The sequence below is a fragment of the Sphingomonas sp. CFBP 13733 genome, from assembly GCF_014841795.1.
Classification (GTDB): domain Bacteria; phylum Pseudomonadota; class Alphaproteobacteria; order Sphingomonadales; family Sphingomonadaceae; genus Sphingomonas; species Sphingomonas aerolata.
The window spans coordinates 472296-487445 of sequence record NZ_JACYUP010000004.1 but is presented as its reverse complement, the minus strand read 5'-3'; the positions used below and the strand labels follow the sequence as shown (position 1 = coordinate 487445).

General features: G+C 65.7%; 12 protein-coding genes. 4 read left to right on the top strand and 8 right to left on the bottom strand.

The window, feature by feature from the left end; translation table 11 throughout:
• Nucleotides 1–24: 24 nt before the first annotated feature.
• The 3 genes from IFT71_RS14770 to IFT71_RS14760 all read left to right on the top strand — a co-directional run bounded on the left by IFT71_RS14770 (nucleotide 25) and on the right by IFT71_RS14760 (nucleotide 2603).
• Nucleotides 25–1152 (top strand): acyl-CoA dehydrogenase family protein, encoded by a 1128-nt coding sequence (locus IFT71_RS14770; RefSeq protein ID WP_192141786.1) that lies wholly within the window; start codon nucleotides 25–27, stop codon nucleotides 1150–1152.
• A 73-nt stretch (nucleotides 1153–1225) separates the two neighbouring features.
• Nucleotides 1226–2113, top strand: coding sequence for an acyl-CoA thioesterase (locus IFT71_RS14765; RefSeq protein WP_192141785.1), 888 nt, complete (start codon nucleotides 1226–1228; stop codon nucleotides 2111–2113).
• A gap of 76 nt (nucleotides 2114–2189) precedes the next feature.
• Complete coding sequence (locus tag IFT71_RS14760) at nucleotides 2190–2603, top strand: BLUF domain-containing protein (protein WP_192141783.1); 414 nt, start codon at nucleotides 2190–2192, stop codon at nucleotides 2601–2603.
• A gap of 10 nt (nucleotides 2604–2613) precedes the next feature.
• On the opposite strand, the gene IFT71_RS14755 is transcribed toward IFT71_RS14760, so the two are convergent.
• The 5 genes from IFT71_RS14755 to IFT71_RS14735 all read right to left on the bottom strand — a co-directional run bounded on the left by IFT71_RS14755 (nucleotide 2614) and on the right by IFT71_RS14735 (nucleotide 7805).
• On the bottom strand, nucleotides 2614–3426 hold the full coding sequence (locus tag IFT71_RS14755) for an SDR family NAD(P)-dependent oxidoreductase (protein ID WP_197976159.1): 813 nt from the start codon (nucleotides 3424–3426) through the stop codon (nucleotides 2614–2616).
• 13 nt (nucleotides 3427–3439) lie between these two features.
• Entirely contained in the window at nucleotides 3440–4204 is a 765-nt protein-coding gene (locus tag IFT71_RS14750) for an SDR family NAD(P)-dependent oxidoreductase (RefSeq protein WP_192141781.1), read from the bottom strand.
• Nucleotides 4205–4239: 35 nt separating this feature from the next.
• Complete coding sequence (locus IFT71_RS14745) at nucleotides 4240–5319, bottom strand: phosphotransferase family protein (RefSeq protein WP_192141779.1); 1080 nt, start codon at nucleotides 5317–5319, stop codon at nucleotides 4240–4242.
• A complete protein-coding gene (locus IFT71_RS14740; RefSeq protein WP_192141777.1) occupies nucleotides 5316–6398 on the bottom strand; it encodes a Zn-dependent alcohol dehydrogenase in 1083 nt (360 codons plus the stop codon). The genes IFT71_RS14745 and IFT71_RS14740 overlap by 4 nt, the downstream gene beginning before the upstream one ends.
• Before the next feature lie 123 nt (nucleotides 6399–6521).
• Nucleotides 6522–7805 carry an acyl-CoA dehydrogenase family protein gene (locus IFT71_RS14735; protein ID WP_192141775.1) on the bottom strand — a complete coding sequence of 428 codons (1284 nt, stop codon included), beginning with the start codon at nucleotides 7803–7805 and terminating at the stop codon, nucleotides 6522–6524.
• 156 nt (nucleotides 7806–7961) lie between these two features.
• Here IFT71_RS14735 and IFT71_RS14730 point away from each other — a divergent pair, with 156 nt between their 5' ends.
• Complete coding sequence (locus tag IFT71_RS14730) at nucleotides 7962–9191, top strand: TetR/AcrR family transcriptional regulator (protein ID WP_192141773.1); 1230 nt, start codon at nucleotides 7962–7964, stop codon at nucleotides 9189–9191.
• Nucleotides 9192–9254: 63 nt separating this feature from the next.
• Here the strand turns inward: IFT71_RS14730 and IFT71_RS14725 are convergent, their stop codons facing one another.
• The 3 genes from IFT71_RS14725 to IFT71_RS14715 all read right to left on the bottom strand — a co-directional run bounded on the left by IFT71_RS14725 (nucleotide 9255) and on the right by IFT71_RS14715 (nucleotide 15134).
• Complete coding sequence (locus IFT71_RS14725) at nucleotides 9255–10577, bottom strand: spinster family MFS transporter (RefSeq protein WP_244654943.1); 1323 nt, start codon at nucleotides 10575–10577, stop codon at nucleotides 9255–9257.
• A 79-nt stretch (nucleotides 10578–10656) separates the two neighbouring features.
• Entirely contained in the window at nucleotides 10657–13836 is a 3180-nt protein-coding gene (locus tag IFT71_RS14720; RefSeq protein ID WP_192141771.1) for a TonB-dependent receptor domain-containing protein, read from the bottom strand.
• A 683-nt stretch (nucleotides 13837–14519) separates the two neighbouring features.
• Nucleotides 14520–15134: a glutathione S-transferase family protein gene (locus IFT71_RS14715; RefSeq protein WP_192141769.1), complete on the bottom strand. Its 615-nt coding sequence runs from the start codon at nucleotides 15132–15134 to the stop codon at nucleotides 14520–14522.
• Nucleotides 15135–15150 lie beyond the last annotated feature (16 nt).

Sequence of the window (15150 nt, the reverse complement as noted above, 5' to 3'; positions counted from 1 at the left end):
CCCCGCCTTCGCGGGGGAACATAAATGCCACTCTATCTCGACGACGACCAGACCGTCCTTCAGGACACGATCCGCGACTTCGTGGCGGAACACGCGCCCGTCAGCCACATGCGCGCGCTTCGCGACGCCGATGACGCCACCGGTTTTTCGCGCGACCTGTGGAAGCAGTTCGCCGAGATGGGCTTCACCGGCATTCTGATCGGCGAGGATCAGGGCGGGCTCGGCCTTGGCCATGTCGAGGCGGGTGTCGTGCTCGAACAGATCGGTCGCAACCTGTCGCCCTCCCCCTTCCTGACCACCGCCGTCGCCGCGGTCGAAGCGCTCAAGGGCACCGGCCAGGCCGAACGCTGGTTCCCCGGCATCATCGCCGGCGAAACGGTAGCAGCGCTCGCGATCGACGAGGCCGCCAAGCATCGCGACAGCATCGCGATGACCGCCGAACGCGCGGGTAACGGCTTCAAACTGACCGGCGCCAAGCGCTTCGTCGCGCACGGCCACACCGCCGACCTGATCATCGTCGCCGCGCGTACCGCAGGCGGCGCGGACGATGCCGACGGCATCACCCTGTTCGCGGTGCCGAAGGACGCCGCCGGGCTCAGCGCGAACGCCGAACGCCTCGCCGATGCGAGCCTCGCGGCACGGCTCGACTTCGACGGGGTGGAGGTCGATGCCGATGCGGTGATCGGCGAGGTCGATGCCGGCCGCGCCCCGCTCGACCGCCTGCTCCGCGCGGGCCGCACCGGCGCGTCCGCCGAGCTGCTCGGCGTCGGCGGCGGCGCGATGGACATGACGATCGGCTATATGAAGCAGCGCAAGCAGTTCGGCACGCTGATCGGCAGCTTCCAGGCGCTCCAGCACCGCGCGGCGCATCTCTATTCGGAGATGGAGGTCGCGCGCGCCGCGGTGCTCAAGGCCCAGCAGCTGCTCGATCTGGGCCACGACAAGGCCGACGAGGCCGTTTCGGTCGCCAAGGCGATGACCGCGCTCGCGACGACGCTCAGCGTGCAGGAAAGCGTCCAGATGCACGGCGGCATCGGCATGACCGACGAATATGACATCGGCTTCTACATGAAGCGCGCGCGCGTGCTGGCCGAGCTGTTCGGCGACGCCAACTTCCACGCCGACCGGCTGGCCATCGCCGCGGGCTATTGACCCGAACTTGTACCCCCGCGAAGGCGGGGGCTCAGACTGGGCTCCCGCCGTCGCGGGAGACCAAGGAGGTCAAATGCCTGACGATACTGCCGAAGTAACACCCCAAGCCCTCGCCCAGGGCCTCGTCGACCTGCTCGAGATCGACGAGGTGGACACCGACCTCTATGTCGGCAAGCGCCAGCCCGGCGGCGTCGGTCGCGTGTTCGGCGGCCAGGTGATCGCGCAGGCGCTCCAGGCCGCGCAGCGCTCGACCGAGGCGCCCAAGGCGGCGCATTCGCTTCACGCCTATTTCATGCGGCCAGGCAACGAGGATTACCCGATCGTCTACCGCGTCGTCCGCGATTTCGAGGGCCGCAGCTTTGCCACGCGCCGGGTCATCGCGATGCAGAAGGGCCAGCCGATCCTCAACATGGCGGCGTCGTTTCAGACCCCCGAGGATGGTCTTCACCATCAGGACGCGATGCCCGACGTCGCGCCGCCCGAGGAGCTGCGTTCCGATCGCGACCTGCGGCTGGAGAATATCGACGGCATTCCCGAGAAGTTTCGTGCGCACATGCTGCGCTGGCGCCCGATCGAGGTCCGCCCGGTCAACCCGCGCAGCTGGATCGATCCGCCCGCGCAGGCGCCGAGCCATGCCAACTGGTTTCGGATCGTCGCGCCGATCGGCGATGACCCCGCGATGCACCGCGCGGTCCTGTCCTATGCCTCCGACATGGCCCTGCTCGGAACCGCGCTGCTGCCGCACGGGATCAACTGGATCACGCCGGGTCTGCAGACCGCCAGCCTCGATCATTCGCTATGGCTGCACGAGGATTTCCGCGCGGACGACTGGCTGCTCTATGCCTGCGATGCCCCCTGGTCGGGCCATGCGCGCGGCTTCAACCGCGGCAAAATCTTCTCCCGCGACGGACGGCTGGTCGCGAGCGTCGCGCAGGAGGGGCTGATCCGGATGCGAAAATAGCCTTGGTTTACGCGGGTTAACCCGGTCTTCGTAACTTCCGGTTAGTCCCGCGCGATCATTCTCCGGGATCATCGGCATGCAGCGCCTTCTCTATATCAGCACGTCGCGTAGCCGTGTGACACAGCCGGTCATCGACGAGATCCTGCGGGTCTCGCGTCGCAACAATGCCGCCGCGGGCGTGACCGGTCTGCTCATTGCCGGCGGCAACAGGTTCCTCCAGGTGCTCGAGGGTGACGATCTCGCCGTGTCGCGCACCTTCGATCGCATCCAGCGCGACGACCGGCATTTCGCGATGGTGCAGCTCGCGAAACAGACGATCACCAAGCGCAGCTTCGGCAGCTGGGCGATGGGATTTGCCAGCGGCGCTGCGCTTGGTGGTGGCGCGACGTCGCCCGCCGCCACGATCGCGGCCCTGATCGCACCGATAGAGGACCCGACGCTACGCGGCTATTTCACCGGTTTCGCCGACCTGCATCTCTCAGCCGCCTGAGCGGACTGCATCAGGCTGCGGTTTTGCCATAATCCTGTCGCGTCACGGGATGGCTCGACGACAATCCGCCATCGACCACGATCGCCTGACCGTTGACGTAGCTTGCGTCATCGGAGGCGAGGAACACCGCGACCCGGGCAAGCTCCTCGGGCTGCGCGCCGCGGTGGAGCGGGTTGAGACGGCCGACGCGGTCCATCTTGTTGGCCTCGCGCGCATAGTCGAACACCGGCTTGGTCATCCCCGTCTCGGTCAGCCCTGGGCAGATCGCATTGACCCGGACGTTCGCACCCGACAGCTGCTGCGCCGACACCGCCGCGAGGTTGATCACTCCCGCCTTGGACGCGGAATAGGCCGGCGAGCCCGCGCCCGACCGTAACCCGGCGACACTCGCGGTCAGGACAATCGCGCCGCCCCTGCCCATCTCGGCCGCGTGCGCGACGATCCGTGGTGCCGCGTGCTTGATGGCGAGGAACGGACCGATCAGATTGACCCGCAGCACTTCGGTGATCAGCGCGACGTCGGTGTCGAAGAGATTGGCCATGCCGCCCGAGATGCCGGCATTGGCGAACAGCACGTCGAGCCCGCCATATGTATCGCAGGCGAGCGCGACCATGCGGATCACGTCCTCCTCCTCCCCCGCGTCGACACGGATCGGGGTGGCGATGCCGCCGGCCTGGCTGATCAGATGCGCGGTCTCGTCCGCACCCTCGGTACGGTCCGCGACGACGACACGGCCGCCCTCCGCCGCGAACAGCAATGCCGCCGCGCGGCCGATGCCGGATCCTGCGCCGGTGACGATGATCGACCTGTTCTCGAACCGCATGATGCCCTCCCCTTTAGATCGTGACGCCGCCGTCGATGACCAGCGTCTGCCCGGTCACGAAACGGCTCGCGGATGCAGCGAGAAACACCACCCCGCCCGCGATTTCCTCGGGTTCGCCGATGCGTCGCAGCGGCACGCGGGTATTCGCCGCCGCGATCCGCTCGGGATCCTCCCACAGCACGCGCGCGAAATCGGTGCGGATCAGTCCGGGCGCGATACAGTTCACGCGGACGCCCGACGGGCCGAACTCGACTGCGAGATTGCGTGCCAGCTGCATGTCGGCGGCCTTGCTGATGCAATAGGCGCCGATGACCGGCGATCCGCGAAGCCCGCCGATCGAGGAGATGATGATGATGCTGCCGTCCTGCTGCTCCGTCATGCCGGGGGCGACCATCTGGATCAGCCAGTGGTTGGAGACGATGTTGTTGTCGAGGATCTTGCGGAACTGGTCGTCGCCGATCCCCGCCTGGGGTCCGTAATAGGGGTTGGAGGCGGCGTTGCAGACCAGCACGTCGATGCGGCCGAACGCACTGCGGGTCGTGTCGACGAGATGCTGGAGCGCCGCCCTGTCGGCGATGTTCGCCGCGACCGCAATCGCGCGGCCCTCGCCGTAGCGCGCGTTGATGTCCGCCGCGACGGCATCGCACGCCTCCTGTTTCCGGCTGGAGATCACCACCCTCGCGCCATGTGCCGCCAGCTCGAAAGCACTTGCCTTGCCGATCCCGCGCGACGATCCGGTGATGATCGCGACCTTCCCGCTCAGGTCGAACTGCGTCATGCCCTGCCTCTCCCCTTCCGCATTCGGGACGTGCGTCATGCGCCCGCCTTCACTGCAAAGCCCCATGCCGCATCCGCCAGCGCGTGGACCTTGGCCACCGTCGCTTCGGCCTGCGCGCTCGACGCGGTGCCGTCGATGATCCGCTTCTTGATCCCCTGGACGATCCCGGTGAGCCGGAAGAGGTTATAGGCGAAATACCAGTTGAGATCGGGGACGCCGTCCCGCCCGGTCGCAGCGCAATAGCGCGCGACGACCTGCTCGATCGTCGGAATCCCGGTCTCCGAACCGGTCAGGCCGAGCACCCCCGACCGGCCTTCGGGTTCGGTCACCCAGCTCATTAGCATGTAGGAAAAATCGGCAAGCGGATCGCCGAGCGTCGACAGCTCCCAGTCGAGCACCGCGATGACCTTCGCCCCCGCGCCGTCCGTCGCATGAGCGAAGATCATGTTGTCGATGCGATAGTCGCCGTGGACGATCGACGTCCGCGTCTGGTCGGGCAAGGTCCGTGGCAACCAGTCGGTCAGCCGCTCGACCGACTCCATCCGCTCGGTCTCCGCCGCGCGATATTGCCTGGTCCAGCGCCCCACCTGCCGCTCGAAATAATTGCCGGGCTTGCCATAGGATGCGAGCCCCGCCGCCGCGTAATCGGTGTTGTGAAGCGCGGCGAGCGCGTCGATCATCGTGTCATAATGCGCGCGGCGCTCGGCGGGCGTCGCACCAGGCATCGCGCCGTCCCAGATCGTCCGACCCTCGACCATTTCCATCACATAGAATGGCGCGCCGATGACGTCGGGATCCTCGCATAGCCCGTACGGCCGGGGCACCGGAAAGCCTGTCGGATGAAGCCCGGCGATCACCGCATATTCGCGCTCGACCGCATGCGCCGAGGGCAGGATCGGCCCGAACGGCTTGCGTCGCAGGACATAGGCGCGCGCCGGCGTGTCGAGCCGATAGGTCGGGTTCGACTGGCCGCCGGCGAACTTGGCGTAGCGCAGCGGCCCGGCAAAGCCTTCGACCGACTCCGTCATCCATGCCGTCAAACGGTCGAGATCGAGCCGGTCCTTATCGCTGACCGGGATCGTACCGACCATCGTGCTGGCTGCATCGCCGCTCATGCGAAGGTGATCACGCTGCGCGTCGTGTCGCCGCGGCGCAATTCGTCGAACGCATCGTTGATCCGTTCAAGCGGCATCCGGTCCGCGATGATCGTGTCGAGATCGAGCAGCCCGCGCATGTAGAAATCGACGAGCCGCGGGATGTCGACCGGGAACCGGTTCGACCCCATGAACCCGCCCTGCAGCCGCTTGCCCGACAACAGGTCCATCGCCGACAGCCCGACCTTCTCGCCCAGCGGCATCATCCCCAGGATCGTCGCGGTCCCGCCGCGCCGCAGCACCTTGACCGCGGTCGCCGCCGACTGCGTCCGGCCGACCGCCTCGATCGCATGGTGGACGCCGCCCCTGGTCAGCGCGACAATTTCGTCCGTGGCGGTCTCGGACAGCGCGTCGAAGCTGTGCGTGGCGCCAAGCTTCTCCGCCATCGCGCGCTTCTCCGGCACCGGATCGAGCGCGATGATCTTTCCCGCACCCGCGATCTTCGCGGCATTCACCGCTGCCAGCCCGATCCCGCCGCACCCGACCACGCACACCGTCTCGCCCGGCGTCACGTCGGTCGTGTTGAACACCGCGCCCGCCCCGGTCGTGATTGCACAGCCGAGCAGCGCCGCACGGTCCATCGGCATGTCGCGGTCGATCGCGACACAGGCATGTTCGTGCACCAGCATCATCTCGGCATAGGCGCTCAGGTTGAGCATCTGCGCGATCGGTCGGTCACCCAGAATCAGCCGCGGCGGCGCACCCTTGGGACGTCGCACCGAGCTGTCGACGCAGAGCGCCATGCGGCCGGTCACGCAGAACTCACAGTGGCCGCAAAACGCCGACAGGCAGGTGACGACATGGTCGCCCACCTTGACCATGGCGACCTCGTCACCGACCGCCTCGACCACGCCGCACGCCTCGTGCCCCGGAATGGTCGGCATCGCATGCGGATAGGCGCCGTCGACGAAGTGCAGGTCGGAGCGACACACCCCGACCGCGACGGTACGGATCAACACCTCACGCGGACCCGGCTTCGAGACGGTGACGTCCTCGATGCTGAGCGGCGTATTGGCTTCAAAAAGGACTGCGGCTTTCATGGGTGGTCTGGCTCCAGATTTGGCGGGCGCGCAATCAAAAATGCCGTTCGTCCCGAGCGAAGTCGAAGGACTGACTCGTTCGGGGCATGTCCTTCGACTGCGCTCAGGACGAACGGGACAGGGTCAGCGGCTCACCCCGACATCCCCGCTCGACACGCCGCCTTTGCGAAAGTCCCCGTATTTGCCGAACTCGTTGCGTGCGATCGACCGATTGTGGACCTCGTCGGGACCATCGGCGAAGCGCAGCGTCCGCATTGCCGCCCAGTCGTGCGCGAGCCGGAAGTCGTCCGACACGCCGCCGCCGCCATGCGCCTGTATCGCATCGTCGAGGATCCTCAGCGCCATGTTCGGCGCGGCGACCTTGATCATCGAGATCTCGATCTGCGCGGATTTGTTGCCGGCCTTGTCCATCATGTCCGCGGCCTTCAGGCACAGCAGCCGCGTCATCTCGATATCGATCCGCGCGGTCGCGATCCGCTCCTCCCAGACCGAGAAGTCGGCGATCCGCTTGCCGAACGCGACACGGCTCAGCAGCCGCTTCGCCATTGCTTCGATCGCGGTCTCCGCGACGCCGATCGTCCGCATGCAATGGTGGATGCGGCCCGGCCCGAGCCGCCCCTGCGCGATCTCGAACCCGCGCCCTTCGCCCAGCAGCACGTTCTCGACCGGCACGCGGACATTCTCGAGCACGACCTCGCCATGCCCGTGCGGCGCGTGGTCATAGCCATAGACGGACAGCATCCGCTTGATCGTCACGCCGGGCGTGTCCATCGGCACCAGGATCTGGCTCTGCTGCTGATGCCGCGATCCCTCGAAGCTCGTCTTGCCCATGACGATCGCGATCTTGCAGCGCGGATCGCCGACCCCCGACGACCACCATTTCGTCCCGTTGATCACATAATGATCGCCGTCGCGGACCATCGACGTCTCGATATTGGTCGCATCCGACGACGCCACCGCAGGCTCGGTCATCAAAAAGGCGGACCGGACCTCACCGCGCATCAGTGGACCGAGCCACGTTTCCTTCTGCTCGCGCGTGCCATAGCGGTGGAATACCTCCATATTGCCTGTATCGGGCGCCGAGCAGTTGAAACATTCGCTCGCCCAGCTGACCTTGCCCATCTCCTCGGCGCATAACGCATATTCAAGATTGGTCAGCTGCGTCCCCTCGAACACGAAGCTGTCATCGACGTGAGTCTGCCCAGAATGGGGGGGCATGAAGAAATTCCACAGCCCAGCGGCCTTGGCCTTTTCCTTCATCTCCTCAATCACCGGAATCACCTTCCAGCGCTCGCCATGGTGGGCCTGCGCGTCGTAATCGGCCTGACGCGGGCGGATATTCTGGTCGATGAAGTCGCGCACGCGATCTCGGAAATAGGTCTCTCGGTCGCTGAAGCTGAAATCCATGCGGGCTCTCCATCGGTCCACGGTCTGGCGGTCGATTAGACCATACCGCGTATTCGGTAAAGCATCCCGGAGCGTGCCGAAAGCCGGTTTTCCGCTCGGCCACGAAAGCGCCTAAAAAGCACTGTAACTTCAAATCGAAGCTGTTAGGGTATTTTGATGAAGGTTCCGGCAGAGGCGATCGAAGACGGCGAACAGGGAACGAAGCGCTTCCGTGCCAAGCGTGACGCCATCCTCGCCGCAGCCGCAGAGGCGATCAACGAGCAAAGCGCCAAGGGCATGACCTTCGCGGACGTCGCGCGGCGGGTCGGGCTCAACACGACGAGCGTTACTTACTATTTCAAGCGCAAGGAAGACCTTGCCGCCGCCGCGTTCGAGAATACGCTCGATTATCTGCTGCGGATGCTCGACGAGGCGATGGTCGAACAGACCCCGCAGGCGCGCGTCGCCCGCTATCTCGCGCTCAACATGGCGCGGCTCGGACGGATCCAGCGCGGCGAGGAAAAGGCGTTCGCGGTCCTCTCCGATCTGCGCGCCACCGAAGACCCGATCCGCAGCCGGCTGATGAACGGCTGGCGCGAAGTGTTCCGCCGCACCCGCCTCCTCTGGGGCCCGTCGACCGGCCGCGCACAGACCGACATTCAGAGCGCGCGCGCGCACGTCCTGCTCGAAAATACCTTCTGGTTGCCGATCTGGCTGACGCGCTACGAGCCTGACCAATATGCCCGTGTCGAGGCGCGGTTGATGGACGTGTTCGCGCACGGCATCGCAGGACCCGGTGCGCGCTGGGCACCGACGCTGCTCGATCTCAGCCATGACGATGCCGAACCGGGGCGCGAGGCGTTCCTGCTGGCGGCGACGCGGCTGATCAACGAACTCGGCTATCGCGGCGCATCGGTGCAGAAGATCGCGTCCGAACTGAACGTCACCAAGGGCAGCTTCTACCACCATCTCGATGCCAAGGACGATCTGGTCATCGCCTGCTATCGCCGCAGCTTCGACACGATCGCCGATGCGCAGGGCCGCGGTGAGGCCGAGGGCGGCAGCTATTGGCACAAGCTGTCGAGCACCGTCGCGACTTTGCTCGACGTCCAGTTCGCCGAGCGCGGTCCGCTGCTCCGCACGACCGCGCTCAGCGGCCTGCCGCCCAGCGTCCGCGACGCGATGGTCGAGCGGTCGAACGGGATCGCGCGGCGCTATGCGGGGATGATGATGGACGGGATCGGCGAGGGCTCGATCCGCGCGGTCGATGCGCTGATCGCCGCACAGGCGCTGATGGCGGTCCAGAATGCCGCCTTCGACATGCGCAAATGGGCGTCGACCATGCCGCGCGAGCGGGCTGTGGCGATGTACGCCTCGACACTGATGTACGGCCTGTTCGACGATTGAGCGGCAGAGGGGCGGCGGGGACCGGCGCAGGCTGACTGCCGCGCCGGTCCCCGCCCCGATGTCTCAGGCCGTCGCGAGCGCGGCCTGATCTTCGGCACGCTTGAGCAGCACGCCCGCACGCCAATAATGATAGAGCGCCCAGGGCGTCATCATCACGATGATCACCAGCGCATAGCGTAGTGATTCCTCGCCAAAGGTCGGCTTCAACAGGTCGCTCAGCCAGCCGACCATCGTCGGGCCGAGGCCGAGGCCGACCAGGTTGATGACCAGCAACGTGATCGCCGCCCACATCGCACGGGTCTTCAGCGGCGCGAGATGCTGGATGAGCGCGAAGCTCGGCCCCAGGTACGAATTGGCGAAGATCAGGTAGACGAAATAGCTGCCGATCGCGATTGCCGGCACGTCGATCAGGTAGAAGGCCAGCGCGAAGGGCAGCGACAGCCCCTTCATGACGAACACGACCCAGCTCTGGACGTGAAGGCCGTGGCGCCTCGCCAGAACGTCGGCAATCTTGCCGCCGGCAAGCGCCGAGATTGCCCCGAACAGGGCACCCGGCAGCGCGATGTAGCGCGACACGTCGAGCATCGAGATGCCCAGCGAGCGCTGCATGAAGCTCGGCCCCCACCCCGTCAGCGCATACCCGATCATCGAGGTCAGGGTCACGCCGACGACGAGATGCCGCGCGGGCGCGCTCGCCCACATCGAGGCAAAGCCCTGCGCGACGCTCGGCATCGGCGCCGGCGCGGCGACCGGACCGGCGTCCGAAAGGCCGCGACGCGGCTCGACCATGAACAGCCGGACGAGCACCGCCAGCGCGATACCGGGCAGTCCGACGGTCATCATCGCCACCCGCCAGCCATAGCTGTGCGCAACGACGCCGCCGATCAGCGTCCCGAATCCCGCCCCCAGCACCACGCCGAGCGAATAGACTGCCATCGCGCCCGCGCGCTTTTCGGGGGGATAGAGATCGGCGATGATCGAATGGCTGGGCGGGCTCGACCCGGCCTCGCCAATCCCGACGCCGATGCGGAACAGCATGAGTTGCGTGAAGTTTTGCGCCAGACCGCACATCGCGGTCATCGCGCTCCAGATCGTCAGGCTCACCGCGATGATGTTGCGGCGGCTCGTCCGGTCGGCCAGTCGCGCGACCGGGATGCCGAGCGTGGCGTAGAAGATCGCGAACACGAGTCCCGAAAGCAACCCGAGCTGCGTGTCGGTCAGCACAAGGTCCGCCTTGATGCGTTCGAGCAGGATCGCGAGGATTTGCCGATCCATATAGCTGAAGAAATAGGTGAGCGTGAGCAGGGTGAGCGTCAGGCCGCGGCGCTTCATGGCCAGGGAATCGGCGATGTCGGAATGCGTCTTCAACGCTGTCGCCATGGTCATCCTCTCGTATCGTTGCTGGCCTTGCGACCCTGTTGGGACCGTACCCAATCGTTGAAAGCAAGGCCAGCGCCGAGAGCAATCAGAATTTTTGCGACAAACCGAGTTTTGCGGTGAACCCGAGCGGCGAGGCGGTGAACGGATCGTAATTCTGGTCCAGCCGCGCGAAGGGCGGTGCGCGGTCGAAGATGTTAAGCGCGGACAGCGACACCGTCGATCCGGTCGGCAACGCGATCCTCAGCGTGGCATCCATCGTCTTGAACGCGCCGATCTCCTTGCCGCCCGTCACCGATCCGCCGGCCAGCGCACCGAAGTTCGGCCCGAAGATCGCCGCGCCGCGCTGATCGGTATAGCCATCGATATAGTTGAACTGCACGCGCAGGCTGGCGACGTCGTAGTCACCCTGCACATACCAGTTGCCCTTGATCTCGGGCACCGGATAGGCCGTCGTCTGGTAGTTGAGCAGGCCGACACCGTCGAATGCGGGCTGCACGACGATCCCCTCGACCGTCACGTCCTTGGTCTTGTAGTCGATGACATAGGTGCCGGTCGCGCCCACCGTGACGGTCGCCAGCCCGAGCTCGCCGCGGAAGCTTGCCTGGACGTCGAGACCGGAGGTCGTGACATTGGCGCTGTTGACATAGATGGTGCGCAACCGCTGGACATTGCCGACGCCGCAGCCCGCACCGGTGAAGGTGAAGCGCTGCTGGAGCGCGGCAAAGGCGGCATTGCCGCAATTCGCCGCGCCGCTCGCGCCGAACAATGCGTTGACGATGCCCTGTGTCGGCTCCTGCTCGATCGGCCCCTTCAGGTCGTACCGGAAATAGTCGACGCTCGCATTGAACCCGCCCGCGTCGAGGATCACGCCGCCGCTATAGGTCGTCGCCTTTTCAGGCTCGAGATCCGGATTGCCGTTGATGTCGACCGCACGGAACGAGGTGCCGATGATCTGCAGCGCAGTCAGATTGCCTTCGAGCTGCTGCGCGGGCGGTCCACGAAACGTCGTTCCGGCCCCGCCGCGAAGCGCCAGCCACGGCGCCACCTGGATGCGCAACCGCCCCTGCGGATTGAAGGTTGACCCGACATTGCCGCCATAATCCTCATACCGCGCGGACAGCTGGGCATTGATCGCCTCGAGGATCGGCAATTGCAGCTCGGCGAACAGCGCCTTCACGTCGCCCACCGAGGACGCGTTCCGGTTGGTGCCGAGGAAGCCCAGCGCACCCGTCTGCGGCGTACAGGTCGCACGCGGATTGAGCGGTGTCCCCGGGCAGGGATTCACCGCCAGATTGCTGTCGGCATTATAGTTCACGGCATAATAATTGCGCCGATACTGGCCGCCGATCGCAAAACCGACATCGCCACCGGGCAGTCGCAGCCCGGTCCGCCCGCCAAGCACGAGGTCGCCGACGAACAATTGCGTGTTGTAGACGGTGCGCGTCGTCCGGAAGAAATTGTCGACCGTCGCAATGTCGTTGACCAACCCCGCGCCGGGCGCGGTGCTGAGCCCGTTGGTGCTTCGCGACCCGGCGTAATTGGGGTTCACCTGACCCGTGACCGGATTGGCCGCCACCGCGGTCGAGAACGGATTGAAGAAGGTGCAGCCATTCGTTCCGGCAAGCGAAGCGATCTGCGCGGCGGTCAGCCCGGCCCGCGACGCGGTGGTCGCATAGGCGCAATTGGGGCCGCCAAAGCCCGCGATCGCATTCTGCAGCAGGTCACCGAACGTGTCGGTCCCCTCATTCTCGCGGACATATTGCGAATAGGTCCCGCTCGCGGTCAGGTTGATCCGGTCGGTGACCTCCCACGACAGGTCCGCGGTAAAGCGCATTTCCTCGGACTGGCGCTTGGAAAATGCCGATCCGCGGTCATTGTCCCCGCCCCGCATGACCGGATTGCCACCGAGCAGTGCCGGACGGAAGAGCACGGGGAAGGCGAGCGCGGGTGCGAGCGGCGTGCCGTTCGCGGTCAGGCAGCCCGCCGCCGTACCATAGACCTGGCAATAGTCGCGTAGTGCCGGCGCATAGGTCGGCACCTGGAAGAAGCCCGCACCGCCGCCCGCCGCATTCGCCGATGGCGGCAGCGTCGGCAGATAGGTCGGCGACGTCGTGATCCGCGTCGAGGTCGCTCCATAAAGCGCGGTCGCGGTGAATTGCAGCGAACTGGTGAGGTCGATCGCGACCTCGGCATAGGCCTGATACCGGTCCTCCGGCTCGACGAGATTGCCGAACTGGCCGTAATTGTTGAAGCATCGATCGGTCGGCACCGCGATCGTCCCGACCGCGGTCGGCGTCGGTGTCGTCGAGCCCGCGACGCTGCGGAATCCGCCAAGCGATTCACACCCCAGGTCACGAACGAAGTTCACCCCGTTCGACACGCCGTTCGCGCCATAGCCGGTGAACAGACGCCCGCTCACCGGGTCGAGAAACGGAACGGTCGCGTTGAAATCGAGGTTGCCGGGGTTGCCGCCGCCGGTCCACCCGCCCTGGGGATTGTTGGCGTAGGGCTGGATGGTGAAGTCCCGATCGGTCGTACGGAGCTCCGACCGATGCTGATAGCCGAACGACGCCAGCATCCGCACGCCGTTGCCGCTGTGACCATAGCTCATGGCCGTGCCGTAATCGCCCTTCGACCCGTCGATATAACGGTAGTCGCCCGAGACCAGGAAGCCTTGCTGATCGGTACGCGTGATGAAATTGACCACGCCCGCGATCGCGTCCGAACCATAGGTGGCGGCGGCGCCGTCCTTGAGCACCTCGACACGGCCGATCGCGGCCGAGGGGATCAGGTTGATGTCGACGATGGGAATACCGCCGCCGACCGGCACCAGCCGCTTGCCGTTGAGCAGCACCAGCGTACGTTGCGGCCCCAGCCCGCGCAGATTGACCGACGCGACGCCTTCATTGCCCTGACTGCGGCTGTCGAACTGGTTCGCATCCCCGGTCACGCCGTTTGAGGTCGGCAGGTTCTTGAGCAGCTCGACCGCGGTCGGCGCGCCCTGCTTCGCGAGTTCGTCACCCGAAATCACGTCGACGGGTGCGGCGGCATCCTCGGACGACCCGCGGATCAGCGAGCCGGTGACGATGATGTCGGCATTTTCGGACTGGGCGGCGGCGGCCTGCGCGGGGTTCGCCGTGACCTGCCCCGCTCCCGTCGTTCCCAATGGTTGTGGATCACCCCCGATTTGCGCTGCCGCCGGAACGGCAAGGGCCCATGCAAGTACGAAAAACGCGGACGCGACGAAATAGCGCTGCTTGGCCACATCACTCTCCCCTGTTCGGCCGAAGCACTTTGGCCCGTACCGCATCATCGAATAGATTCTTCTACGCCTTACGCGTCAAGCGGGAAAATCGTAGCATATTGCTACTAATCCCTGCCAATACTGTCATGTAGACGGCTTTCGCCAGTTCCGGATCGGCCAGAACCATTTTTCGATCTTGCGATAATGTGGCCCCGGGGAGAGGGCCTTTGCCGCAGCGGTCCGACCCTAAGGAAACCAGCCGCCGCCGGCCTTCAAGCGCCGCAATCAGATCACGCCAGATGATGACGCAAAACGGGCCAGCGCATGCGACGTCAGGCCAGGTCGCACAATGCTCGCTGATGCTGGGGTTTCAGGAAGGACGGCGGAAGGTACGGCCTTGCCGTCCTTCCGCCTTATCCCCTCTCCAAACTCGTCAAGGCGGCGACCTGTTGGACTGCCTGCCTGTTGATGCCGAGCACTGCGAGAGTGCTGCAAGGCTCAACCACCCTAAGTCCGTCTCTTTCCGAAACTGAACATCAGGTATGGGCAGCTCTTGGCATGATTCGCCGGGGGATGCAAAGGGAAGTTCGGGCGCCCTCGCGGATGCCGGACTAAAGTCGGGGATCCCGGCCCGAGAGCCCTGCGATTGCATCCAGCCGGTCCGGAGCACAAGGCCGGGGCTAGGACTTGGGACGCCAGCGGCGCTAGGCCTGCGCGCTGGGGCGGCCTGACGCACGGTCGTGCCAGGCCCTGAGATGCTCCAGCTCGTCCGGGATGGGAATGCCGACGAACGCGGCGAAATCGATCGTCGTCAGCAGGACGATGTCGGCAATGGTATAGCGCACTCCGTCGAGCCATTCGACGCCCGCCAGCGCAGCGTCGAACTCGGCCATGGCCGACCGGACACGCGGCCGCTGGGTTTCGCCGAATTCGGTATATTGCGGCTTCACGATCCGCGCCGTCCAGGGATGCGTATGCTGCCACACCAACGACAGCGGCGTCATCAGCCGCAGCTCGACCCGTCGCGTCCACATGTCCACCTCCGCGACATTGTGCGCGCCGTGCCCGAACAGCGGCGGGTCCGGATGCAGCGCCTCGAAATATCGACAGATCGCGACGCTCTCGGTCAGCACGCGACCATCGTCGAACGCCAGCGCAGGCGTCTGGCCATAGGGGTTCACCGCGAGGAACTGCGCCGCCTTGTGCTCCGCCTTGGGTATCGACACGTGCACCATCGGGATGCGCACCTGCTTTTCGGCGAGGAAGATCCGGACGCGGCGCGGGTTGGGCGCCGGCGAGGCACTGTCGTAGAACAACATCGGCTAATCCTTTCGC

Coding starts and splice junctions, on each gene's coding strand:
- IFT71_RS14770 (WP_192141786.1), top strand. CDS start 25: ATGCCACTCTATCTCGACGACGACCAGACCGTCCTTCAGGACACGATC.
- IFT71_RS14765 (WP_192141785.1), top strand. CDS start 1,226: ATGCCTGACGATACTGCCGAAGTAACACCCCAAGCCCTCGCCCAGGGC.
- IFT71_RS14760 (WP_192141783.1), top strand. CDS start 2,190: ATGCAGCGCCTTCTCTATATCAGCACGTCGCGTAGCCGTGTGACACAG.
- IFT71_RS14755 (WP_197976159.1), bottom strand. CDS start 3,426: ATGCGGTTCGAGAACAGGTCGATCATCGTCACCGGCGCAGGATCCGGC.
- IFT71_RS14750 (WP_192141781.1), bottom strand. CDS start 4,204: ATGACGCAGTTCGACCTGAGCGGGAAGGTCGCGATCATCACCGGATCG.
- IFT71_RS14745 (WP_192141779.1), bottom strand. CDS start 5,319: ATGAGCGGCGATGCAGCCAGCACGATGGTCGGTACGATCCCGGTCAGC.
- IFT71_RS14740 (WP_192141777.1), bottom strand. CDS start 6,398: ATGAAAGCCGCAGTCCTTTTTGAAGCCAATACGCCGCTCAGCATCGAG.
- IFT71_RS14735 (WP_192141775.1), bottom strand. CDS start 7,805: ATGGATTTCAGCTTCAGCGACCGAGAGACCTATTTCCGAGATCGCGTG.
- IFT71_RS14730 (WP_192141773.1), top strand. CDS start 7,962: ATGAAGGTTCCGGCAGAGGCGATCGAAGACGGCGAACAGGGAACGAAG.
- IFT71_RS14725 (WP_244654943.1), bottom strand. CDS start 10,577: ATGACCATGGCGACAGCGTTGAAGACGCATTCCGACATCGCCGATTCC.
- IFT71_RS14715 (WP_192141769.1), bottom strand. CDS start 15,134: ATGTTGTTCTACGACAGTGCCTCGCCGGCGCCCAACCCGCGCCGCGTC.